Genomic DNA, 22665 nt, shown 5'->3' on the forward strand with positions numbered 1-22665 from the left:
CTAGCCCGGCGCAGTAAGAACAGGTGTTGTTTAAGATTGGATTGCCGTTGGGCAGGGTGGTTAACGAAGCCTTTTCAAGCCTCATCCATCCAGCGCACCGCGCCGCTGACCCGCACGGAAGCGCCTGGCGTGCCGGTCACATCGACCCGCAAAGCGGAAGGCATGCCCATGTCTTCGCCCTGCCGCACATCAAAGCTGCCACCACGCCCCAAGCCGTCCCAGTCAAGATCGACCAGCATGCCCCCGAGTGCTGCAGCGGCGGCGCCGGTCGCGGGGTCTTCGATCACGCCCCCGCTGGCGAAGGCGTTCCGCGAAATAAACAGCCGCGGCGATTCTATGTGCAGCAGGTTGACCGTGACCAGATCGTGCGCCGCCATCAGGTCGCGCATCGCATTAAATGGATAGGACATCTGTGCCAATCGCGATCGTTCTTTCAGTGTCAAAACCGCATGCTGCACTCCAGCAAAGGCCAGCCGAGGGGCCAGCGCAGGATCAAGATCACCATCCGACAGAGCAAAGGCGTCGAGCAAGGCATAGCGCAGATCGTCGTCCAACGGGCGCGACCATGTTTCGGGCGATTGCAATGCTGCGTGCCACCGATCGCCCCTTTTTTCCGCCTCAACCGAAATCTTGCCATTCTGCAACGACAGATCAAACCGGCCCGCGCCATATTGCGCGCCGAGGGCCGCGCCCAGTGCGATCGTCGCATGACCGCAAAAGGCGACTTCTCCGACAGGGGCGAAATAGCGGACGGTCCAGCCGCCGCTCCGGGGCGCTGCAAAGGCCGTTTCGGAAAAACCCAAGTCTGCCGCGATGCGCTGCATCTCTTCAGGGGCCGGTAGCACTTCGGCGATCACGACACCGGCCGGATTGCCCCCCGCGTCCCGTTCAGAAAAGGACGTGATTTTGATCGGTTCCATAGCCATGCTCCACCCCCGCTAGGCCTAAACGATGACAAACTGGTGAAACAGTATCAGATAAATGCAGATCCAAGCAGATCGCATCGTACCAAGCAATCAGCCCTAACGGTCACCGCCACTCGGGGCCGGTATGTTGTTGCCTGACCCACCGCCGCCAAAGATATCGCGCAAGACCTGATCAATGATGGTACCACCGGTTTCGCGCGGCGCTTGCTGTTGTACCGGAGCGGGCGCCTCCACCGCAGGCTCACCAAATCCTGTCGCCGGGCCGGGTTTGACCATCGGCAAGGGCGTCAGCGGCAATCCTTCATGCGTGCGGCTCATCACTTCGCGCCAGATGTCAGTTGGCAATCCGCCACCCGTCACACCCTTGAGCGGCGTGTTATCGTCATACCCCATCCAGACCCCGGCAACATAATCCGCGGAGAACCCGATGAACCAGGCGTCTTTGGCCGCAGAGGTGGTGCCCGTTTTACCAGCCAGTTGGCGCCCGCCAAACTGACCACGCTGGCCGGTCCCTTCTGCGATCACCTTTTCCATCATATAGATCAGCTCGCCCGCCGCACTTTCTTGCACAACGCGCTCACCGATGCCGCCGCCGGTGCCCATCAACGGGCTGTCATCGCCCAGCAATGTCAGCTCGACCAAGCCGTACGGCGTCACGGATGACCCACCGTTCAGGATGCCCGCATAGGCCCCTGTCATCTCGATCAACGTGCTCTCGGAAGCGCCCAGCGCCAGCGCGGGTCCTGCGGCCAGATCGTTCTGAATGCCGAATTGGGTTGCAACCTGACTGACTAACTCGCGGCCCACACTTTCTGATATCTTGACCGCCGGGATGTTAAGCGAATCCTTTAACGCCTGTGTCAGCGTCACCTGACCCTTGAACGAATTGGTATAGTTTCGCGGACACCATTCACCCGAACCGGGGATGTTGAGACAGTAGGGAGAGTCGTCGATCAGATCGTTGGGCGAATAGCCCAGATCAAGCGCTGCCGCATAGACGAAGGGTTTGAACGCCGATCCGGTCTGGCGAAGCGCCTGGGTCGCGCGGTTGAAGGCCCCTGCTACCTTGGTCTTGCGCCCGCCGACCATCGCCCGCACCGCGCCATCCGCCGACATCACGACAATGGCAGCCTGCGCTTTTGAGCCTTCGCGGACCTTGTTGTCGAACACCCATTTCAACCCGTCCTCGGCTGCTTTCTGAATGCGCTGGTCCAGCGTGGTTTTGATGCGCACATCCTCTGTGGTGTTGCGGGTAAAGAACTCCGGCCCCGTCGACATAACCCAATCGGCGAAATAGCCGCCCGCGCGGGCTTCTGCCGCCTCGGACAGTTCCGCAGGGTTGGCGCGTGCCGCTGCTGCTTCCTTGGCACTCAGATAGCCTTGTTCTTCCATCAAACGGACGACTGTGGCCGCGCGGTTTTGCGAGCGGTCCAGGTTGTTGGTGGGAGAAAGCGTTGTGGGTGCCGTCAATAGCCCCGCCAGCATCGCCCCTTCCGCCACACTGAGCGCCGCCGCCGGTTTGCTGAAGAACCGTTGCGCCGCCGCCTCAGCCCCGAAAGCCCCACCGCCCATATATGCACGGTTCAGATAGATCGATAGGATGTCGTCCTTGGAATACTTCGCCTCCATCGCCATCGAAAAGAGCGCTTCCTTGGCCTTGCGTTGGATGGAGGTGCGCCGACAGCCTGCTTCGTATTCTTTTTCGGTAATGCCTGCGGAGGGGTCAAAGGGTTCACCAAGGCAGATCAGCTTGGCCACCTGCTGTGTGATGGTTGACCCACCGTGGCCTGACAGCGGGCCGCGCCCCTCGCTCAGGTTGATGCGCACCGCCGAGGCAATGCCACGGGGGCTGATGCCGAAATGACGGTAGAACCGTTTGTCCTCGGTCGCGATCACCGCGTTGCGCAAATGCGGTGACACGGAATCTGCCGTCACCACGCCGCCAAACTGATCGCCACGCCAGGCAAAGACATCTCCGTTCCGGTCAAGCATTGTGACCGACCCCTTGGCACGACCGTCCAGCAAGGCTTCAAGCGGCGGCAGGGTGGTGTAGAGATAGCCAACCGCCAACGCGAGCACGAGTGTTACCACCGCCGTGATCCGCCATGTGATTTTCCAGATCAAACGCAGTATCCAGCGCAGCACTGCGCTGAAAAACCCCAACACACCGCCCCGGCGCGCAGCTTTGGGCACTGGCTTTTTGCGGGTGACCTTCGTTGGCTTTTTCTTGACGGGTTTCTTCGCCGCCTTGCCAGAAGCCGCAGCCGATTTGGACGTATAACGTTTGTCTGCAACAAGCGGACGCTTGCGCTTGGATGAATCACTCATAACTCTGCCTGCTCGGCTGCTCTTTTTTCGCACCATAGCCCGCTTTGCGCAGATTGTTTAGAACTTGCTTGGCCTGATACGCATCAAACATATGCACATTTATTATGCGATATTCTATGTTTGATTAATTATTAATCATCTTCGGCAGTTTGGGCGGACTGAATCGGCCCGAGAACCTTCCAAACCAACGTGAAATACCTGCTCCTGCTCCCACACAACGCGGGTTCAACCTGCACATTGGAAGAGGGATCAAAGGTGAAACTCATCATTGCAACTATCAAACCATTCAAGCTGGAGGAGGTGCGCGAGGCACTGACCGAAGCGGGCGTCCGCGGGCTGATGGTCACTGAAATCAAAGGTTTCGGCGCACAATCCGGCCACACTGAAATCTATCGTGGTGCGGAATACGTCGTGAACTTCGTGCCCAAAGTGAAACTGGAACTGGTCGTCGCAGATGCGATTGCCGACCAGATGGTCGAAGTGATTTCGCGCACGGCACAGACCGGCAAGATCGGCGACGGCAAGATTTTTGTGCTCGATGTGGAACAGGCGGTACGCGTGCGCACCGGCGAAACCGGCGATGACGCCATCTAAACGAAGGACGTAATGATGAAAAATACAACTCTCATTCCCGCAATCGCCGCGGCGCTGATGCTGCCGACGGTCGCGCTGGCGCAAGACACTGCCGCGGCACCTGTCAGCGCTGAAATGATCTGGATCATGAACACATTGCTGTTCCTGATTGGTGGCTTTCTGGTGTTCTGGATGGCCGCAGGCTTTGCCATGCTTGAAGGGGGTCTGGTGCGTTCCAAGAACGTGACCATGCAGATGACCAAGAACGTGTCTCTCTTCTCTCTGGCCGCAATCGCCTATTGGGCGTTTGGCTATAACCTGATGTACCCGCTGGGCTCATGGTCTGTCGAAGGTGTGCTTTCCGGCGTCTTTGGCCCCGGTGTTCTTGAAGCTGTTGGCATTGATCTGGCAGGGGCCGACGATGGCGAATATGCCTCAACCGGTTCCGACTTCTTCTTCCAGTTGATGTTCTGTGCGGCGACAGCTTCGATCGTGTCGGGTGCTTTGGCTGAGCGCATCAAACTGTGGCCCTTCCTGATCTTCGTCGTGATCCTTACCGGCATCATCTATCCATTGCAGGCTTCCTGGAAATGGGGCGGTGGCTTCCTGGACGAAATGGGCTTCCTCGACTTCGCAGGTTCAACTGTTGTCCACTCTGTGGGTGGCTGGGCCGCTCTGGCCGGTGCCCTGATCCTCGGGCCACGTATCGGCAAGTACAAAGACGGCCGTGTAAACCCGATGCCGGGCTCCAACCTCGCCCTCGCGACACTGGGTATGTTCATCCTGTGGATGGGTTGGTTCGGCTTTAACGGTGGTTCGCAGCTCGCTATGGGGTCTGTAGGCGATATCGCTGACGTGTCCCGCATCTTTGCAAACACCAACGCAGCCGCTGCCGGTGGTGCTGTTGTGGCGCTAATCCTGACGCAGATCATGTACAAAAAGCCTGACCTGACAATGATCCTGAACGGCGCGCTGGCGGGCCTTGTCTCCATCACAGCCGAGCCGCTGACGCCAAGCCTTGGCATGGCGACACTGATCGGTGGCATTGGTGGCGTGATCGTGGTCTTCGCAGTGCCCTTCCTCGACAAGCTCAAGATCGACGATGTGGTCGGTGCGATCCCTGTGCACCTCTTTGCAGGTATCTGGGGCACCATCGCGGTGGTCCTGACAAACGGCGACGCAAGCATCGGCACGCAGCTGTACTCCATCCTCGTCGTGGGTATCTTCACCTTCGTCGTCTCGGGTGTGGTGTGGTTCATCCTGAAGGCCGTGATGGGCATCCGCGTCAGCGAAGAAGCCGAGATCATGGGTCTGGATACATCAGAGCTGGGCATGGAAGCCTATCCTGACTTCTCCAAAGGCTAATCCCTTCCCATAAGTACAAAGAAGGCCCGGAGCATTGCTTCGGGCCTTTTGCGTTTCAACATCAGGGTGGGTCTGGCAATCAGGCCGCTTGGCTCAGGAAGGTCAGCCAATCATAGCCCTCCGCCCGGTCTGCCTCGCGTCGTTCCGGCGTTACAAGGCAGTAGCCCCGCCCTTTCACCGAGTGGATCACATCCTTGGGTGCCCCGGCCTGTGCCATCCGGCACCGCAAACTATGGACGAAGACATGAAGTGTGCAGGATAGCGTGCCCTCTTCGATACCATACAGCAGCCCCATCATTTCATTCTGGTCCACCAAACGCTCCTTGTGTAAAACAAGATGCTCAAGCACTTCATACTGCGACGGTGTCAGGTGCAGCGGGTTCGACGCCCAGAAAGCACGTCGCGCCACCGTGTCGATGGTCAGCGCACCCGCCCGCAAAACCGACGTGGCAAAACCGGCCCGCCGGGTCATCACACGCAAGACACGCGCTCTCACCTCATCTGCACTCATGCGGGGTGTAAGGATATCATCGACACCCTTTGACAGGATCGCGATGTCCTCCGTCACGGATTGAGATTCGGAGAGCGCGATAACAGTCGCCGCTGGCTGTGCGTTACGTATCTCGTGAAACAGGCTCAGCCAATTGCGATCCGGCAGGTCAGTTTCTATCAAAATCGCGGCGCGGCGCACAAGATCGAGGCAGGCCAACAGATCTCCTGCGTCGGAAACTGCCGTGACCAATGTACCCGTTGATCGCAAGTCGTGTTCGACCTTTGCGCCGAACCACGTTGCCGTGCTTAGAATTGCCCTCATACGTCACCTCGTCAGATTGAGGTGCATGATTCTGCGCGGCCCGCAGGACCACGCACATGGTTGTCAAAATCCACCGGCCTATCCGGCCTGCAGGAGAGATAACACCTGACCCTCGCTGCCGTCAGCAGCTTCCTGAGTGCTTGGTAAACGCTACTGCGGCGAACCTGGAGCGGCTTTTAGATACCCACATCCACTATTGCCGCAGCAAGGATCGGCACAGTCTGGCTGTTCAGCCCGGCAATATTCATCCGGCTGTCCCCGACCATGTAGATCCCGTGCGTGGCCCTTAGCGCCTCGACCTTGTCAGCCGTCGTGCCCAGCCGAGAGAACATCCCGCGGTGCTGCGCGAGAAAGCCGAAACGGTCAGACCCGGAAAGCCGCTGCAATTCGCCAGCAAGCTGCGTACGCAGGCCCAGCATGGTGCCGCGCACCTCCTCAAGCTCCGCCATCCAATCAGCCCGCAAGGCGTCATCGTTTAGAATCGTGGTGACGATCCGTGCCCCATGATCAGGTGGAAAGCTGAAGTTCTGACGGTTGAGATATGCCAGCGTTTGCTGGTTTACCGCATGAGCGGCGGGATTCGCAGCCACCGCCATCAACAAACCGGTCCGCTCGCGGTAGATGCCGAAGTTTTTCGAACAACTGGCGGCAATCAGGCACTCCGGTACCGCCGCCGCAATCTTGCGTGTCGCTGCGGCATCCGCATCCAGCCCATCCCCAAATCCCTGATAGGCGATATCAATCATTGGCGTGGCCCCGGTGTCTTGCAACACCTTGATCACCGCATCCCACTCCGCCGCATTCAGGTTCGCACCGGTGGGATTGTGACAGCAGCCATGCAGCAAAATGACATCACCCGCATGCGCCTGTTTCAAATCTTCAATCATGCCGTCGAAATCAACGCCGCGTGTTGCATCATCAAAGTAGCGGTACGGCACCACCTCGACCCCAAGATAACTCAGGATCGACAGATGGTTCGGCCATGTCGGGTCAGAGACAAAAACCCGCGCATCGGGTTTCGCCATCTTAATCATCTCGAACGCCTGACGCACGGCACCTGTGCCACCCGGCGTGGCCGCAGCCGCGACAGTTGCGCGGGGCACAGCATCGTCCAGCACAAGCTTGACCAGTGCATCGGCAAAGGCAGGATCACCCGCCAACCCGGTATAGACCTTACTGTCCTGTGATTCCCAAATCTGCTGCTCGGCCGCCTTGACCGACCGCATCACTGGCGTAAGCCCCGTGGCGTCCTTGTAGACCCCGACACCCAGATCAATCTTGGTGTCGCGCGGGTCGTCCTTGAACATCTGCATCAAAGCGAGGATTTTGTCGGCAGGCTGTGCCTGAAGTGTTTCGAACATTAGGCTTCTCCGGTAGCGACAGGAACCGTAGGGAACATGCCCCACTCGGACCAGGACCCGTCATAAAGCGACCAGTCATTGTGGCCCATCCGCTCGAGCGCCAATGCCAAGACTGACGCTGTCACGCCAGAGCCGCAGGTGGTTATCACAGGCTTGCCCAGATCGACTCCCGCAGCCTCGAACACCGCGCGAGTTTCCTCGACCGATTTCATCGTCTTGTCGTCGTTCAGCAGCGTCTCATAGTGCACGTTGCGCGATCCGGGGATATGCCCGGCACGCAACCCTTCGCGTGGCTCTGGCGCTTCGCCTTTAAAACGGGCGGGCGCACGGGCATCAACAATCTGCGGGTCTTTCAGCTTGGAGGCATGGGCCACTTGCGTAACATCGCGCACAAGTTGGTTTTGCAGGCGCACGGTCATGTGACGATCGCGCGGAATGGGCGGCATGTCTTCGGTGGGATGCCCTTCGGCCACCCATTTCGGCAGCCCGCCATCCAGCACGGCAACATTTTCTTGACCCATCAGTTTAAACAGCCACCAGACCCGCGCCGCCGACATCAAACCGGCCCCGTCATAGACCACGACCTGATGGCCGTCGCCCACGCCCATCGCCCGCATGCGCGACATGAATTTCTCGACCGGCGGGGCCATATGCGGCAGATCGGACCGTGCATCCGAGATATCGTCTATGTCGAAGAACCGCGCGCCTGGAATATGCGCCGCGTCATATTCAGCCTTGGGGTCACGGCCCGCATCCGGCAAATACCATGAGCCGTCCAGCAGCCGCAGATCTGGGTCTTTCAAATGTTTGGACAACCACTCAGTAGAGACAAGCGTTTTGGGATCATCAGACATGGGCCATCCTTTCAATAGGTCTCTTCTGACCTACCTTTCACGCGCTCTGCCCGCAAGAGGATGGGTGTTTTTCCAACGCCACAGGCAACCCTCTGCACGGTCAGAACTCGACCGCGAAACGCGTGCTCCTAGCCGTGGTCCTTAAGCAGTCGCGACTTCTGCCGCGCCCAATCACGCTTGGCCGATGTTTCGCGTTTGTCGTGGTTCTGCTTGCCCTTGGCGACACCGATTTTGACCTTGGCCATGCCGCGATGGTTGAAATACATCACCAGCGGCACCAGCGTCATGCCTTTGCGCTGGGTGGAGGACCACAGATCGGCCAATTGTTTGCGGCTCACCAGCAACTTGCGGCGGCGCCGCTCCTCATGACCAAAGGTTTTGGCCTGCTTGTACGGCGCGATATAGGAGTTCACGAGCCACAGCTCCCCATCCTCAACCGCCGCATAGCTTTCGGCGATGTTCGCACCGCCATTGCGCAGCGATTTCACCTCGGAGCCTTCAAGCATGATGCCACATTCGATATCTTCCTCGATCGCGTAATCGTATCGCGCCCGCCGGTTCTCGGCGATGACCTTATAATTCGGGTCGGATTTTGAGGATGATTTAACCTGAGACATATAGGGCATTTAGGATGATGTACGCGCGCGCGCAAGGGACAGGTAAGAGAGGCGGATCGTAGATATGAGACTTTTGCTGCTTGCGCTCGTTCTCGTGCTAGGGACAGGCACCCCGGGCCTCACCGATCCCGATCCGCCACGCATCCTTGTGATGGGCGACAGTTTTATGACCTCGAACGGCTCCTCGCAGCAGTCGTTTTCGCACGCTCTGCGCCGTGGCTTGAATGCATTTGTGAAAAGCACCGCCGTCACCGGGGCCATGTATGTCTATCGGTTACCAATCACCGGTGTGGTGGGGCTGAACATCACCAAGCAATACCGCAAGGGCAGCTGGGACTATGTGGTGATGAACGGTGGCGGCAATGACCTATGGCTGGGCTGTGGCTGCATGCGGTGTGCCAAACGTATGGCGCGGCTGATATCGCCTGATGGCACCGCCGGGCTGATCCCTGACACCGTGCGCCAAGCACGGGCTGGCGGCGCGCGCGTGATCTATCTGGGGTATCTGCGCAGTCCGGGCCTTGGATCGCCCATAGAGCATTGCAAAGATGAGGGTGCCGCTTTGGAGGCACGACTAAGAAACATGGCGAGACGCGATTCCGGCGTCAGCTTTGTGTCCTTGGCCGATCTCGTGCCACAGGGCGACCGCAGCTTTCATGCGCTCGACCTCATCCATCCTTCTCCGAAGGGCAGTGCCGCCGCCGCAGCGCGGGTGATCAAGCTGATCCAAAGCCTCGAGTGAAGCGGCTGGTGACGTCAGTCGCCCAGCTTTTTATGGACCTCTTCCAGATCAATCTCGCCAATCGGCATCTTGTTGCCCGGATTATCAAAGTCATATTTGAACAGATCAAAGTCGCGTTTGTAAATTTCGCGCACCAGATGCATCGAGAGATCATCGAAATAATTCTCGACCGGATGCGCGCGCTTGGGCCCATGCCCTTCGCTTTCGTTAAAGCGTGGGATCTCGGTCAGGTTCACCTTGTTCGGCGTTTTGATTGAATCAAGGACGTCCTGCATCCCGTCATTAAAGCTTTCGGTCCAAACAATCTTGTCATAGGTGCCGCCGTTGGCAATGAAGGTGCTGACATGCCCTGACATTGCGGACCAGTGGATGTCCGGGTCCATCGGACGACGCCAGCGGATGGTATCGCGGGCAAACAGTAGGAACCGCCGGAAGCTGGCGATCTGATCAAACTCTTGCTTGCCATCGGGACCGCCCACATCGATCCCGTATTTCTGGATCAACAGCGGCACAAGATTGCCGCGGTAGCGTTTGCCGTTGCGCTGAATGCCGCAAATCTTGTCAAAGAACGAAGACAGGATGCGCGTGTAAGGGTTGCGCACACAGGTAAAAGCATAGGACGCATGATTGGTCACATTGGCCGAAATCGGTGTCTGCGAGGCTTCAAGCGCCCATTTGTGCATGCCGGACTGCGCATCATGGATATCACCGTCAAAAAACGCGCCATGATCGGAATAAAACATGATCTGACCAATAGTCGAGCAGGCACATTTGGGCACCACCCGGTACACAACGCTTTCACTTTCCGTCATCCAGGTGCCCGGAAACCCCATATTCTCGCCCTCTGCTCATATGACTGTTTTGCGCAACAGTTCACTCTTGCCTTAAAAAAGCAAATTAATGGTGTTTATTCAATCTGTCTTCACCTTTATCAACGAAACAATCGCAGTCTAACAGGCGCATCGTCTTCAATATGGCCAAAATCGCCTATATTCTTCTATGTCACAAGGACCCCGTCGCCGTCATTCGGCAGGCGGAGCGTTTGACGGCAGTGGGCGACTTTATGGCGATCCATTTTGATGCCTCTGCCAAACCCAGCCACTTCAAGCAAATTCAGGACGCTCTGAAGCACAATCCAAACGTGACCTTTGCCAAGAAGCGCATCAAATGCGGATGGGGTGAATGGTCTTTGGTGCAAGCCACATTGAATGCCGTGCAGTCAGCGGTCGATGCCTTTCCGCGGGCCACGCATTTTTACATGCTGTCGGGTGATTGCATGGCGATCAAATCCGCCGAATACACCCACAAGTTCCTCGACGAGAACGATGCCGACTTTATCGAAAGCTTCGACTATTTCGAAAGCGACTGGATCAAGACAGGTTGGAAAGAAGAGCGGTTGATCTACCGTCACTTTGTCAACGAGCGTGAACACAAGAAGCTGTTCTATTTCCTGTTTGAAGCGCAAAAGCGTTTGGGGCTGGAACGCGCCATTCCCGGCGATTTGCAAATCATGATCGGAAGCCAGTGGTGGTGCCTACGTCGTCAAACCATCGAATGGGTGCTGGATTTCGTGCGCATGCGGCGCGACGTTGTAAGGTTTTTCCGCACCACATGGATCCCGGATGAAACCTTTTTCCAGACACTGGTACGCCACCTTGTCCCCGGGAAGGAAATCCGTTCGCGCACACTGACCTTCTTGATGTTCACCGACTACGGCATGCCAGTGACGTTTTACAATGACCACTACGAATTGCTGCTTTCGCAAGATTATCTGTTCGCCCGCAAGATCAGCCCCGAGGCCCAAGACCTGAAACGCCGGCTTGGTCTGCTTTACGTGGCGCAGAAGGTGCAGTTCCAGATCAGCAACGAGGGGCGCAGCCTGTTCCAATTCTTGTCGGGCCGGGGGCGCATTGGCCGCCGCTTTGCCACGCGCTTTTGGGAAACGGAATCGACGCTGGGCCGGGAGCGTGAGTTACTGATTGTAGTGTGCAAAAAATGGCATGTGGCCAAACGCGTGCTGGATCGGGTCCGGCAGGTGACGAACGTCCCAGCCATCGAATACCTCTTTAACGAGGAGGACACGCCACTGCCTGATCTGGGCGGAATCCAGAACACTTTGGAAAAGCGCCACCGCCACCGGAGGGCGCTGATGCGTATGCTGTTTGACTATTTCGAAACGGACAAGCTGATCATCTGCATGGACCCGGCCAACCTTGATCTGCTGAACGACTTCGCCTCTGACCGCTCTGTCACCCGTATTCTGGAAATCGAATGCCAGTTTACCGATGACTATCTGACCGGCCATGCGATGCGCGTGGGTCTGGCGGGGGATCAAACCTCGGCCGATACGCTGGATCGGCTACTGCCCACCATCCGCAACGACATGGTGTTTGAATCCGACCGCATTCGGGACGCGCAGTTTGAACATCTGACCCGGATGCGGGAAGCCGCAGATGCGGAAATGAACGCCGAGGCGCTCAGTGCATTTCTTGCCGTTCCGAAAGACAAGGCCGAAGAAATCGCGCAGACCGACTATTTGTTCGCGGATTAGGTTTTCTTCTTCCACGTCCCGAACCAGCGCCGCACAGCACCGCGTCTCTCGGCCATATCATCCTCGATCGCTTCTAGCGTGGGATCAATCCGCGCCATGCGAAAACGGCGCCAGCGCACCCAAATGGCCCAGCTGATTGCGGCAAACAGCGTGATGATAAAGATGTTCAGGAAGGGTATCCCCTTGGAGGCCTCCGGCCCCTCGACCTGGCGCAGCGAGATCGCATTGGGAAAGATCGTGAAAAACTCGTTCCGCCAGCCATAGTGTTTGAGCGCGAAATAACGCGGTGCCTCGTTGGTTGATTTCGCGTCGGCCGCTTCGGCCTGCAGGTTCGACGTGTCAAACTTGAAATACGGCGGCCAGCCCCAGCCCGTATCCTCATTGCGGTACACCATGACATCGCCCTTCACCCGCCGCGTCTGGATAAAGAACACATCGCGGTTGGCCATCGTCCCGTCAGAGCCGACATCCGCCTGCGCCCAGAACAGCGAATTCTCGCCCGGATCAATCCGCTTTTCATAGGTGTCCGTGACCCGCACAATATCGACCTGCGGCAGGGTATAGTGGAAAACCGCAACCACCAGCGTCCAGAAGGTCGCCCAGAACACCCATTTGAGTACTGTAAACATCAACACACCCTCTCAGGTAAAATTCGTCAGGTAGATGATCACCGCGATCACAACCACAGGCACCACATAGACACCTAAAATCAGCTTGCGCCGGATCGACCCGTCATAGCGTTCCAGCCCGCGCTGCACAAAGGTATCACGGTCCACCAGCTGTTTGCCATCATGCCACTTTTTCTTCAGCTTGGACCGCCGCACCGCGCGGGAATAGAACGACAGGCTGACATAAATCACCGTCAATGCCACGAACAGCATGATAAACAGCCGGATAAACCCGATCATCGTTTTTTCCTCACCGCGCCCCAGGGGCCAACCCGTGCGATCATATCGGGCACGGGGCCAGGCTCTTCCATCGGCGCGTCATGGCCGAATAACGTATCGCGCGCCCCCGCTTTATCCACCTGATACTCCGCCACAAGGAAATCCACAACGTAGGCCTTCTTGGCCTCGTGCCAGCCTTTGTAGGTCGCGTAGAACAACTCCTTGTGACAAATGAACATCTGCCGCGCATCCTTAGGCGCCAGTTCGGCCAGCAGCATGTTCACCAGCGCCGCATCGGGCGTGTCACTGGCCCGAAACATATAGAAGTAAGCCGGATGGTCGGAGGCGATCTTGGGCCAGGCACCGCCACTTTCGGCCCAGTTGACCAGCGCATTCAGCGCGTGGAACTCCGGCGGCAGCAGCGCATGATGCTGCCGCGCCAGCCTGCGCATATCGGCGCGTGTGGCCCCGGTCAGGTCACCGCCCTGATCGGCCACAGCATCGACCAGAATGAAATCCATCTTCTGCCGCAGGATCGCTGCTGCACGTGATTTGCGCCCTTCGACAATCGGCTCCACCAGCCCGTTCAGCTTGAGGAATTTGGCGATCTGGTTCCGGTCGCCCGCGTCAAAGACGTGTTCAATCGGCAGCTTGCCCAGATGATCCTTACCCCCCGGCGCAATCACCGCCGGATGCGCTACGTCCTGAAACAGATACATCCCGCCAAAATGCGCCGTCCAGAAGTTGCGCTGGTCAAACCGCATTTGCGACAACGAAACCGGGTTTCGCGTGATATCGCCCGTCTTGCCCGCCAGCGTTATCATCTCGGCGATCAGCACATCGTCGTACCAGCCGTCCTTGTCATTCTTGAACCGCCCGACCAGCCGCCCCAACTCCCACGCATCCTTCACCGCACCGCCTGTGGTATCGGCCTCAATCTCCACCCGCCGGTAATCGAACAGCCGCGCGGGCGTGGACACATCGTAAACCGAATTCACCAACTCCCCCGCCACCGCATCGCGGGCCGTCAGGGCAAAGAGTTGCGCTTCATTTTTGTCGATGAATTCCTTCAGGATCCCCCGCGAGGTCGAGAATTTCATATGCAACAAAGGCGCCGTCCGCTGCTCCATACTCAGCAAAATGAACTGCCGGTTCACCCCTTGGTGGTTGAGGTAGGCATGGTCTTGCAGCGCGTCCCCGATCTCAGGCGAATAGCCGGAGATATCGATGTGGAAATCGGTGAGGTCGGTGCGTTTGCCGGTGAGGTGCTCGAGCGCACGGTTGTAGCGCTCGACCAGCGCGGGCGAGGAGACATGGAACAGGTTACCGAACATGAGGCCGTGGCGGATGAGGCGGTTCATGGCGGCGTTATCCCTTCACCGCCAGCCCAGAGGCCATCCTCAATCAGAACGGCTTCCAAATCATGTACCAACTTCTCCAAGCCAAGGCCCTCGAATCTAATCGTGTGTGCGTCTCCAGCGACATGGGCTTTTGAATTGCAGAGCTCTTTCAAGAGCTCTAGGATTTGGGAATATCCTTGGTATCTTGTTGCTGTGCTAAGTAAGCCGCGCTCCTTTTCAGCACTTGCCAAAAAGCTCATCACTTCCGCTCTAAGAAAATGCAGTTCCCTAGACCACTTTGCAAGTTTGGCCAGATTGCTTTCTAGTGAAGGATCGCTCTCAAAGATTTTCACATGACGACTATATTTTTTTCTCCATTCAGGCTTGGCAACATCTCGCATACCCTTGGGTGGGTGCGGAGTAAAACTCCATTTCCTGCATCTGATTGGAATAGCCTCGATATGAAAAATTACGACCTGCAATTTCTCTTCAATTATTCTCCATACATTCTCAGAACGTCGATAATCCTGTTCTTCTGAGAAGATTTCCCCTTGCTTAACTAATAGCAGCACTTGCTCTTCCTGGGCATCTGCCATTTTTTCGAATTGTTCTCTTTGTTCCCTTAATTCAGCGGCTTGAAGCAAAACTGTCACAACGATCCAGATAAAAGCGAGGGCTCCAGCGAAACCAGCAAGCAAATCTCCTATCTCATTTGGCTTGGAATCAAAGCGAAGGACATCCCAGTTCGACTTACATGGTCCGACATCCACGCAAGGCGGCCACGAAAACAGGGAGAACGCCGCAAATGCAAGCACCACGATTGTCAGCACTACGCCGAAAATGAACGGTCCCCGCGACCAAATTGATGATCTTGTAATTGCCGAAGCCATTAACTTTCCCGATCCAAATACCGTTTTTTCGCCTCTTCCATCCGCCCCATATCCCGCACCGCGTTCTCAATCGCCACTTCATCCGACTTATCCGCGTACCGGAACTCAGAATCCGCGTACCGATTGATCTCTTGCACCACCATCTCCACGGTGATCGGCTGGCGCATCCCCTCAATCATCGCCTTCTTCTCATCATACCCTTTGAACAAAAACAAATCCGGCTCGGCCATCCATTCATCCGGCAGTTCAAAGTCCATCGCCCGCACCTTCACCGCGTCCGTGATGTTCTTGATCGCCCGCCCGGTGAACCGCGGATCGGCCTCCTGTATCGCCTTCAGGTACGTCCCCAGCTTGCTGATCGTATCCAGCTCCCCGATCTCCGCCTGCACCGCCTCATAGACCGTCAGCAAACCCGCCTCATGCGGGCGCGCATGCCCCTCGAACGATGCCGCCACAGCCTTCTTAATCGCCTGCGCCTCGAACACCTGATGATCGCCCAGCGGGATGTCGTGGTTCTCGCCCATCAACAGATAAAGGATATCCACATAATCCTCCCGCGTCTGCGGCCCGTCGACCAAAAACCTTGCCCCCGCCCGCTGGCGCAAGGCATCGTCCACATTCTCTGGATAGTTCGAGAACATGCCGAAGGTGCAATTCCCGCGCACAACCGTATTCGCCCCCGCAAAACTCTCCATCAGCACGGCGGTAATCTCCAACTGCCCCGCCGAAGACTGCCTGTCGCCGCGCTTGCCTGCCAACTGATCAATGTCGTCAATCGTCCCAAAGCCGATGACGTTGGGATCAATGATGTTGTTGATAAACGCCTTGGCGTTCTGCCCCGATTTCCCCTGATAGCTGTCGATATTATCGGTGCTCAGGTTCTGATATCGAAACGGATAGCCGGCATTGCCACAATACTCCGAAATCAGCCCCGCCATCATCTGGATAAGCGTGGTTTTACCCGTCCCCGGTGCGCCGTCGCCCATGAAGGTAAAGATGAACCCGCCCAGTTCGGCAAAGGGGTTCAGCCGCCGGTCAAAGTCATAAGCCATCAGCATCTTGGCCAGCTTCATCGCCTGATATTTGGCGATATGGTTGCCCACAACCTCGTTGGGTTTCTTGAACGTCATGGTCAGCTTGGTGGATTTGGCCTTGGACGCAGGCGAGAACCCCGCGACAATGAAATCATCCGCCTCCACCCGCCAGCTGGCGTTCTTGAACCCCTCCAACCGCGGCGCTTCCTGCGCCCGCAGCGCGACCTTCTCCATCAACTGCTCCGCAAACGCCGCGACCGTCGCCACCACGTGCGCATCATCCGACCCATGCGCACCGATGTCCTGATCCAACTCCCACAACGCGCCGTGCAAAGCGGTCTGCCCGTTGTCGAGCAAAACCTCCTCAACCTCGCCGACCTCGACAGAAACCTCCGGCAAATGGGACGACAGCAAATAGGCAGTCGCATTGCCAAAGACATAAAGCGTGACCAAAGACTCCGCGGCCAGCAATTCAGAGAATTCCGTCTTACGCGCAGCAGGCAATGACCCGTCAAGGTTCGACCGCTTTAGATCGCCAAGCCCGGACTGCTCTGCCACATTCTCGGCCACCGCCACCGCAATCGCGATGGCCCGGCGCAGCGCGTGCAGCACCGTCGCCTGCATCGGCGACATCAGCGCATCATCGCTATCCGCCCCTTCAACCCGCCCGATCAGTGTCACCGCCCCCGAGGCCACCCGCCGCTGCGTCACCAACCCCGGTGTGGTACTCCGGAACCGCCGCCGCGTCACGATGCCCGAAGACCGCTCTGCCGGCGCACCACTCCGCGCCGTGCCGATCCGCGGCGCATGATCGAACCCCTCCAACAGCGATTGCGCGATGGCCACATGGCCCGCAATATCCTCTTCCCGCAATTCCATCGCATCAGATGTCTGGCTCACATGCGCCTCCTGTTTTCTCTTTTTGGCCTTATATACCGATCCAACACGCGCTGCCCGCACCACCCTCTCGGATTTAATACTGCAACACCCGCCCCGACGCGCCGACCACAAACTTCCGCACAGAAGCAAAACCGCTAGGCTGCTTTTCATCCAGTACCTGAAACACCCGCTGCGGCAGAATGATCGAACGTTCTTGCCGCGTTGCCCCCAGATCAGGCCCTTGTGCGGCGAAGGGGTCAAGTGCGAACACCTCGCGCTCTACAGTTGAAAACCAACCGGACTTTTGTGCGATCACCCGGTCCGACAAAAGCTCTTCCTCGGTCCAGACCAGCGCCCAGTCCTGACCTTCGGGCGCGGCAGCCTCTGCCAAAACATCGCGCAGCGGTCCGGCCTGCCGGGTATAGGCATGTGAATACATCGGACCGAGATGAAACCGGCGCAAGCGTTTGGGGTGCAGGTCGTCAAAATCTTCGTCAAACCCTTTGGCAATTGTCAAAAGTTTCAATCCCCCCAAAGCCTGTGCGCTCAAATGGCCCTGCACTTCGGGCCACCGCCGGGGGTCTTTGGGCAGGCCGACGCGACCGGTATCCTCAAGCTCCATCATGTAAATGACAGGTAAATTGACTTCGCTGTCGTAACTTGCCCAATGCAGACGAAACTGCCGCCGGCCGTCCGCGGCGATCCCCACCCACTGCGCCTGAACCTCGTTCTGCACCCAGAACAGATCGCCCTTCGCCAGCTCTTCATAATAAAGCCGTTGTGACAGCGCGAATTGCAACTTGGTGGGCACTTTGCGCTCGGCCAATATCGCCTGAACCATTTGATCCTTCAGCGCATCAACTGCCGCCATGCCTGCCAAATGTGCCGATGCCTGTTGTGCGTCATTGGCCATCGTCATGATTTCGGCGGTCACAGGCAATCCGCTGTCGCGGTTGTCAATGGTCAATGATCCAAAGAAACGGCCCGTCTCGCGCCCGACCAGGAGATATTTAAGACCCAACGCCTTGAAACTATGGTTCAACTTCACCGCATAGCGCGTCAAAATCTCGACTTCATCCGTGTTCAGCCTGCCCTCGGCGCGCAAGACCGCTGCCACGTCCAGCATATGCTGCATGATGCCTTCGAATTTGCGGAAGTACCGACGCGAGGCTTGGGTTTCGCTCAACCCGACATGGTCGCGCGTGAGATCAGACATGTGCCGCCATCACCGGGGCGAAGAAGTCTCGGCAGAGACCGGATGAGCCGCACTCACCCATTCAACGTAATCGACGGTGCGCGCCGCATTGAAACCCCGAGCCAAGCCAGTGGCACGGCAATCAGCCAGATCGACGCAACCAAAGGGATGCGATGCTTCTTAGGCATACTCATTTAAGCCCCGTACTGGTTGCTGTCATGCTTCTCGATGATGGCCTGAAACCGCCGGGCAAACCTTTCGTCTGCCTTGGCTTTTGCCTCCAGCACCTCGCGCGCGAATACCATGTGGTCCTCGTGCTTCTCCATCATCTCGGCCATACGTGCATTGGTGGCCGCCCCGATACCCGCCATGGCGGACTGCGCCTCTTGGTCTGTCTTAACGCCGATTTCATTGATGCGGTGTGCCACATCCTGCTGCTGCGCGGTCTTGAGCGATTTCGTCAGCGCATCATACAAAACAACACGTTGCTTGGTGTCGGTTTGCAGCTTGTTGATCAGCACCATCTGCGTTGCCGCCTGATTTTGCAGCGAGTCGATCCAAGTTTTGCCCTTCTCGATATAACGCTCAAGCGTCTGGGACTTGGCCAGCTTGACCTGCTCCTCCTGCACCAGCGCATTATACTTCGTATTGGCCTCGGCTAATTCGGTTTCCAGCTTGGTACGTTTGGCCGCATCGGTCTCGGACGCGATAGCATTTTCCAACTTGATGATCGCCGGATCCATCCCCTGAATATCACTCCGCACCGTTTCCAGTTCGGAAACGGTGAACTCGCGTTCGTCCAGCGTTTCGGTCAGGTTGTTTTCCACCTTGATCTTTTGCTCTTCCAACATTGCCAACTGGCCTTCCAGCAGGTTCACGATGGTGTCGGATTTTGAGATCAAATCTTGTAACTTGTCGTCAATCGACGCACTGCGCACCCGCTCCTGACGCATTGCATCGGACTTGGCGCTGGCAAAAATACCGACAAAGCTTTCCCAACCTGTCTTGTTGCGCATCTCGTCGAAATCACGACTGAAACCTGCAGTGACGTCATCCAGCCCCATGATCAACTCGGCGATATTTGCGTTCATCACTTCGGTATGGGCATGCACATCCTCAAGCGTGGCATTCTCGATGTCCATCATCGCATCATCGCCCGACTTCAGCTTGGCACGTGCAATTTCAATCCGACTGGTCAGTTCAGAGATTTTACTCTGCGCCTGCGCGACCTGAGCCTGAGACTCTTTGACCTGTGCATCCAAATTCGCCACGGCGTTCCCCTGTCTTCAATGATTTATCTCAATATAGGAAGTTTGATGGCGTACCAAACCCCGCTTGGCGTGAGTTTGTCAAAACCGTGTGGCATTTGAAAGGGTAAACCCTCAATACGCTCGCGGCACCTCTACGCCAGCAGATCGCGCGCTCAGCGCCAGTCCCAGCCAGACCACCGCACCCGCCGCGATGTACCACATCAAGATTGTCCGTATGTCGGCATGCGGCATCTCGGCCATGGTTGAGGCCGAACCCGCTGCGACCAGCAAAGACACCGAGAACACCAGTTTTCCGGATAGGTTCTGAACCGACACATAGGTCGCCCGCACGTCGTCGCGCAACAAGGGCTGGATACGCCCCATGACAAAGGGCCCGGACAACGCATCCGGCACCATCCGTAGGAAGAGTACCGCGATGGCAATCCAGCTTTGCGTGAACGCCAAAACCGAGATGAGTGCGATCTGCATCCCAAAGGCCACAAGCAGAATACGCGACAAACCGATCTTGCCACGCAGCCGCACCGCAAACAGCGATGCGATCAGGGAAAGGCCCATCATAACAGCCGACACACCGCCGCTAACCAGCGGTGCTTCGTCGCTTAGTCCAACGTCTTGCAAGGCGGCTGCGATGAACGGCTGCCCGAAAACGAAGGGCAGATGGCTAAAGCCATACATCACCACCACCAGCACAAAAATCCACCGCAATACGGATTGCGCCATCGTCGCACGCAGGGCCTCCCGCGTGGTCCCCGGCACCACCGTGCTGATCTTGTGGGACGGTTCGGTCAAGCTGACTGCGATGGTACATGACACCAGCATCGCCATTCCCGCGAGCCAGAAGGTCGCCTCGAATGACCACAGCGCCATCGCACCACCCAAAGCCGCCGAAAACGCAAAGCCCCAAAGCGCATATTGCAAGGCGCGGGTTTCCTGCTGCTCGACCTCTTCGGCGCGACCGGATTCTGCAAGGGATTCATACAAAAGCGCGCTATCCGTACCAGATGCAAAAGCAGCACCGGCCCCGATCAGAACCTGCCCGATCACAAACACAGCAAAGCTATCGCCCAAAGCCAGAAGGATCGCCCCCGCGGCACCGCATAGCCCGGATGCGATCAACGTTCGTTTGCGCCCGATCCTGTCTGAAAGCACTCCCAGCGGCACCTCGCACAGTGTCACCGATATATCATAAACCGCATAGAGGGCGATGGCCGCCGCCGGAGTCAGCGCGTTTTGAAAGTACAAGAACCACACCGCCTGCCAGAACATCAATGACTGCGCGAATTTGAACCAAGGGTACAGCGCAAGGTTTCGCTCCATCGCGATGATCTGTCCGTCCTGCGCCATCCTACCTACAATCGCCCTTGCCCTAGCCTAAATCACCGCTTCTTTGCCCCTATGAAGCAGAAGGGAACTGGACAATGATACGCTTTGTTGCTTTGGAAGCTACAAAGCATATGCGAAAGGACAGAATTCATGACCGACGCCACAAATCTTAAATCCATGCTCAAGGATCCAAGCCTGCTGGAAACCCGCGCCTATATCGGCGGCAAGTGGGTCGACGGCGAGGATGGCACCTTTGACGTAATGAACCCCGCACGCGGTGACGTGATCGCACAAGTGGCGAACTTGAGCCGCGCACAGGTGGCCGGTGCCATTGCACAGGCTGAAGCCGCGCAGAAGGAATGGGCCACTTGGACCGGCAAGGAACGCGCTGGCGTTTTGCGCAAATGGTTCGATCTGATGATGGCCAACCAAGACGATCTGGGCACCATCCTGACCGCAGAGCAGGGCAAGCCACTGGCCGAAGCCAAGGGCGAGATCGGCTACGGGGCCAGCTTTATCGAATTCTTTGGCGAAGAAGCCAAACGCATCTATGGCGAAATGATCCCCGGCCACCAGCGGGACAAGCGGATCATGGTGCTGAAACAGCCCATCGGCGTGGCCGCCTCGATCACCCCCTGGAACTTCCCCAACGCGATGATCACGCGCAAAGCCGCACCTGCTTTGGCCGCGGGCTGTGCTTTTGTTGCTCGCCCTGCTGCCGAAACACCGTTGTCTGCCATCGTCATGGGCGTGCTGGCCGAGCGCGCGGGCATTCCTGCGGGCGTGTTCAATGTGGTGCCGTCGTCGTCCTCCTCTGCCGTGGGCAAGGAATTTTGCGAAAACCCCGCCGTACGCAAACTGACCTTCACCGGCTCGACCGAAGTGGGCCGCATCCTGCTGAAACAGGCCGCAGACCAGGTGATGAAGTGTTCCATGGAACTGGGTGGCAACGCGCCCTTCATCGTGTTTGACGATGCAGACATCGATGCCGCCGTCGAAGGCGCGATCCTGTGCAAATTCCGCAACAACGGGCAGACCTGCGTCTGCGCGAACCGGATCTATGTGCAGGCCGCTGTCTATGACGAATTCGCCCAGAAACTCAAAGCCCGCGTCGAACAGATGAAAGTCGGTGACGGATTTGAAGACGGGGTGGAGCTGGGGCCGCTGATCAACGGGGATGCCTCTGAAAAGGTCAAAGAGCACATCGAGGATGCTGTGTCGAAAGGCGCCGAACTGATCCTTGGCACCAAGGACGAGAAAATGGACGGCAACTTCCTTGCGCCCACCATTCTGACAGGCGTGACGCAGGACATGATCGTGTCCAAGGACGAAACCTTTGGCCCGCTTGCACCGCTGTTCAAATTCGACACCGAAGACGATGTGATCGAGATGGCAAACGACACCATCTTTGGCCTCGCGTCCTATTTCTATGCCAAAGACCTAAGCCGCGTGTACAAAGTGGCCGAGGCGCTCGAGTACGGCATTGTTGGCGTGAACACAGGTCTGATCTCGACGGAAGTCGCGCCATTTGGCGGCGTCAAACAATCCGGTCTGGGCCGCGAAGGATCGCACCACGGGATCGAGGATTACCTCGAAATGAAATACGTCTGCCTGAGCGTTTGAGAGTTCAGCGCAAATACGAATGGGGCGGTGCAACTGCGCCGCCCTTTTTTGTGCCTTGGTGAAACCAGAAGGGCGCGTCGCCGGTCCACAGG

At 57.5% G+C, this 22665-nt stretch carries 20 protein-coding genes; 5 read left to right on the plus strand and 15 right to left on the minus strand.

All coding sequences use genetic code 11. From position 1 onward, the window contains the following. Nucleotides 1-74: 74 nt before the first annotated feature. A complete protein-coding gene (locus Z945_RS0107805; RefSeq protein WP_025051543.1) occupies nucleotides 75-920 on the minus strand; it encodes a PhzF family phenazine biosynthesis protein in 846 nt (281 codons plus the stop codon). A 102-nt stretch (nucleotides 921-1022) separates the two neighbouring features. Further along, a complete protein-coding gene (locus tag Z945_RS0107810; protein WP_025051544.1) occupies nucleotides 1023-3254 on the minus strand; it encodes a transglycosylase domain-containing protein in 2232 nt (743 codons plus the stop codon). A gap of 255 nt (nucleotides 3255-3509) precedes the next feature. Here Z945_RS0107810 and Z945_RS0107815 point away from each other — a divergent pair, with 255 nt between their 5' ends. Further along, nucleotides 3510-3848, plus strand: coding sequence for a P-II family nitrogen regulator (locus Z945_RS0107815; RefSeq protein WP_025051545.1), 339 nt, complete (start codon nucleotides 3510-3512; stop codon nucleotides 3846-3848). A gap of 15 nt (nucleotides 3849-3863) precedes the next feature. Continuing rightward, nucleotides 3864-5192, plus strand: coding sequence for an ammonium transporter (locus Z945_RS0107820; protein WP_025051546.1), 1329 nt, complete (start codon nucleotides 3864-3866; stop codon nucleotides 5190-5192). Nucleotides 5193-5271: 79 nt separating this feature from the next. Here Z945_RS0107820 and Z945_RS0107825 read toward each other — a convergent pair whose 3' ends face one another. The 4 genes from Z945_RS0107825 to smpB all read right to left on the minus strand — a co-directional run bounded on the left by Z945_RS0107825 (nucleotide 5272) and on the right by smpB (nucleotide 8838). Then, nucleotides 5272-6006, minus strand: a complete 735-nt coding sequence (locus Z945_RS0107825; RefSeq protein WP_037970786.1) for a winged helix-turn-helix domain-containing protein — start codon at nucleotides 6004-6006, stop codon at nucleotides 5272-5274. A 176-nt stretch (nucleotides 6007-6182) separates the two neighbouring features. Next, entirely contained in the window at nucleotides 6183-7367 is a 1185-nt protein-coding gene (locus Z945_RS0107830; RefSeq protein WP_025051548.1) for an amino acid aminotransferase, read from the minus strand. Then, nucleotides 7367-8221 carry a 3-mercaptopyruvate sulfurtransferase gene (gene sseA / locus Z945_RS0107835; protein ID WP_025051549.1) on the minus strand — a complete coding sequence of 285 codons (855 nt, stop codon included), beginning with the start codon at nucleotides 8219-8221 and terminating at the stop codon, nucleotides 7367-7369. Before sseA ends, Z945_RS0107830 begins: the two co-directional genes overlap by 1 nt. 128 nt (nucleotides 8222-8349) lie before the next feature. Further along, a complete protein-coding gene (gene smpB / locus Z945_RS0107840) occupies nucleotides 8350-8838 on the minus strand; it encodes an SsrA-binding protein SmpB (protein ID WP_025051550.1) in 489 nt (162 codons plus the stop codon). 64 nt (nucleotides 8839-8902) lie between these two features. Between smpB and Z945_RS0107845 the strand changes: the two genes are divergently transcribed. Beyond that, nucleotides 8903-9580 carry an SGNH/GDSL hydrolase family protein gene (locus tag Z945_RS0107845; RefSeq protein ID WP_025051551.1) on the plus strand — a complete coding sequence of 226 codons (678 nt, stop codon included), beginning with the start codon at nucleotides 8903-8905 and terminating at the stop codon, nucleotides 9578-9580. A 14-nt stretch (nucleotides 9581-9594) separates the two neighbouring features. On the opposite strand, the gene Z945_RS0107850 is transcribed toward Z945_RS0107845, so the two are convergent. Further along, nucleotides 9595-10413, minus strand: coding sequence for a sulfotransferase family protein (locus Z945_RS0107850; protein WP_025051552.1), 819 nt, complete (start codon nucleotides 10411-10413; stop codon nucleotides 9595-9597). 140 nt (nucleotides 10414-10553) lie between these two features. On the opposite strand from Z945_RS0107850, the gene Z945_RS0107855 reads away from it, so the two are divergent. Further along, a complete protein-coding gene (locus Z945_RS0107855; RefSeq protein ID WP_025051553.1) occupies nucleotides 10554-12131 on the plus strand; it encodes a DUF5928 domain-containing protein in 1578 nt (525 codons plus the stop codon). Here the strand turns inward: Z945_RS0107855 and Z945_RS0107860 are convergent. The 8 genes from Z945_RS0107860 to Z945_RS0107895 all read right to left on the minus strand — a co-directional run bounded on the left by Z945_RS0107860 (nucleotide 12128) and on the right by Z945_RS0107895 (nucleotide 20971). Beyond that, the gene (locus Z945_RS0107860; protein WP_025051554.1) at nucleotides 12128-12760 is read right to left on the minus strand and encodes a DUF1523 family protein; all 633 of its coding nucleotides are present in this window, start codon (nucleotides 12758-12760) and stop codon (nucleotides 12128-12130) included. The genes Z945_RS0107855 and Z945_RS0107860 overlap by 4 nt on opposite strands. Before the next feature lie 12 nt (nucleotides 12761-12772). Next, nucleotides 12773-13039, minus strand: a complete 267-nt coding sequence (locus Z945_RS0107865) for a hypothetical protein (RefSeq protein WP_025051555.1) — start codon at nucleotides 13037-13039, stop codon at nucleotides 12773-12775. Next, entirely contained in the window at nucleotides 13036-14379 is a 1344-nt protein-coding gene (locus Z945_RS0107870; protein ID WP_025051556.1) for a DUF6638 family protein, read from the minus strand. The genes Z945_RS0107865 and Z945_RS0107870 overlap by 4 nt, the downstream gene beginning before the upstream one ends. Then, nucleotides 14376-15248, minus strand: coding sequence for a hypothetical protein (locus tag Z945_RS0107875; RefSeq protein ID WP_025051557.1), 873 nt, complete (start codon nucleotides 15246-15248; stop codon nucleotides 14376-14378). Before Z945_RS0107875 ends, Z945_RS0107870 begins: the two co-directional genes overlap by 4 nt. After that, complete coding sequence (locus Z945_RS0107880; RefSeq protein WP_025051558.1) at nucleotides 15248-17182, minus strand: AAA family ATPase; 1935 nt, start codon at nucleotides 17180-17182, stop codon at nucleotides 15248-15250. The genes Z945_RS0107875 and Z945_RS0107880 overlap by 1 nt, the downstream gene beginning before the upstream one ends. A 73-nt stretch (nucleotides 17183-17255) precedes the next feature. After that, nucleotides 17256-18377, minus strand: a complete 1122-nt coding sequence (locus Z945_RS0107885; RefSeq protein WP_025051559.1) for a hypothetical protein — start codon at nucleotides 18375-18377, stop codon at nucleotides 17256-17258. A gap of 173 nt (nucleotides 18378-18550) precedes the next feature. Continuing rightward, nucleotides 18551-19627 carry a coiled-coil domain-containing protein gene (locus Z945_RS0107890; protein ID WP_025051560.1) on the minus strand — a complete coding sequence of 359 codons (1077 nt, stop codon included), beginning with the start codon at nucleotides 19625-19627 and terminating at the stop codon, nucleotides 18551-18553. 111 nt (nucleotides 19628-19738) lie between these two features. Further along, on the minus strand, nucleotides 19739-20971 hold the full coding sequence (locus Z945_RS0107895) for an MFS transporter (RefSeq protein WP_025051561.1): 1233 nt from the start codon (nucleotides 20969-20971) through the stop codon (nucleotides 19739-19741). A 129-nt stretch (nucleotides 20972-21100) separates the two neighbouring features. On the opposite strand from Z945_RS0107895, the gene Z945_RS0107900 reads away from it, so the two are divergent. Continuing rightward, nucleotides 21101-22573 carry an NAD-dependent succinate-semialdehyde dehydrogenase gene (locus Z945_RS0107900; protein WP_025051562.1) on the plus strand — a complete coding sequence of 491 codons (1473 nt, stop codon included), beginning with the start codon at nucleotides 21101-21103 and terminating at the stop codon, nucleotides 22571-22573. The last annotated feature ends 92 nt before the right edge of the window (nucleotides 22574-22665 follow it).

The sequence above is a fragment of the Sulfitobacter noctilucae genome, from assembly GCF_000622365.1.
Taxonomy (GTDB): domain Bacteria; phylum Pseudomonadota; class Alphaproteobacteria; order Rhodobacterales; family Rhodobacteraceae; genus Sulfitobacter; species Sulfitobacter noctilucae.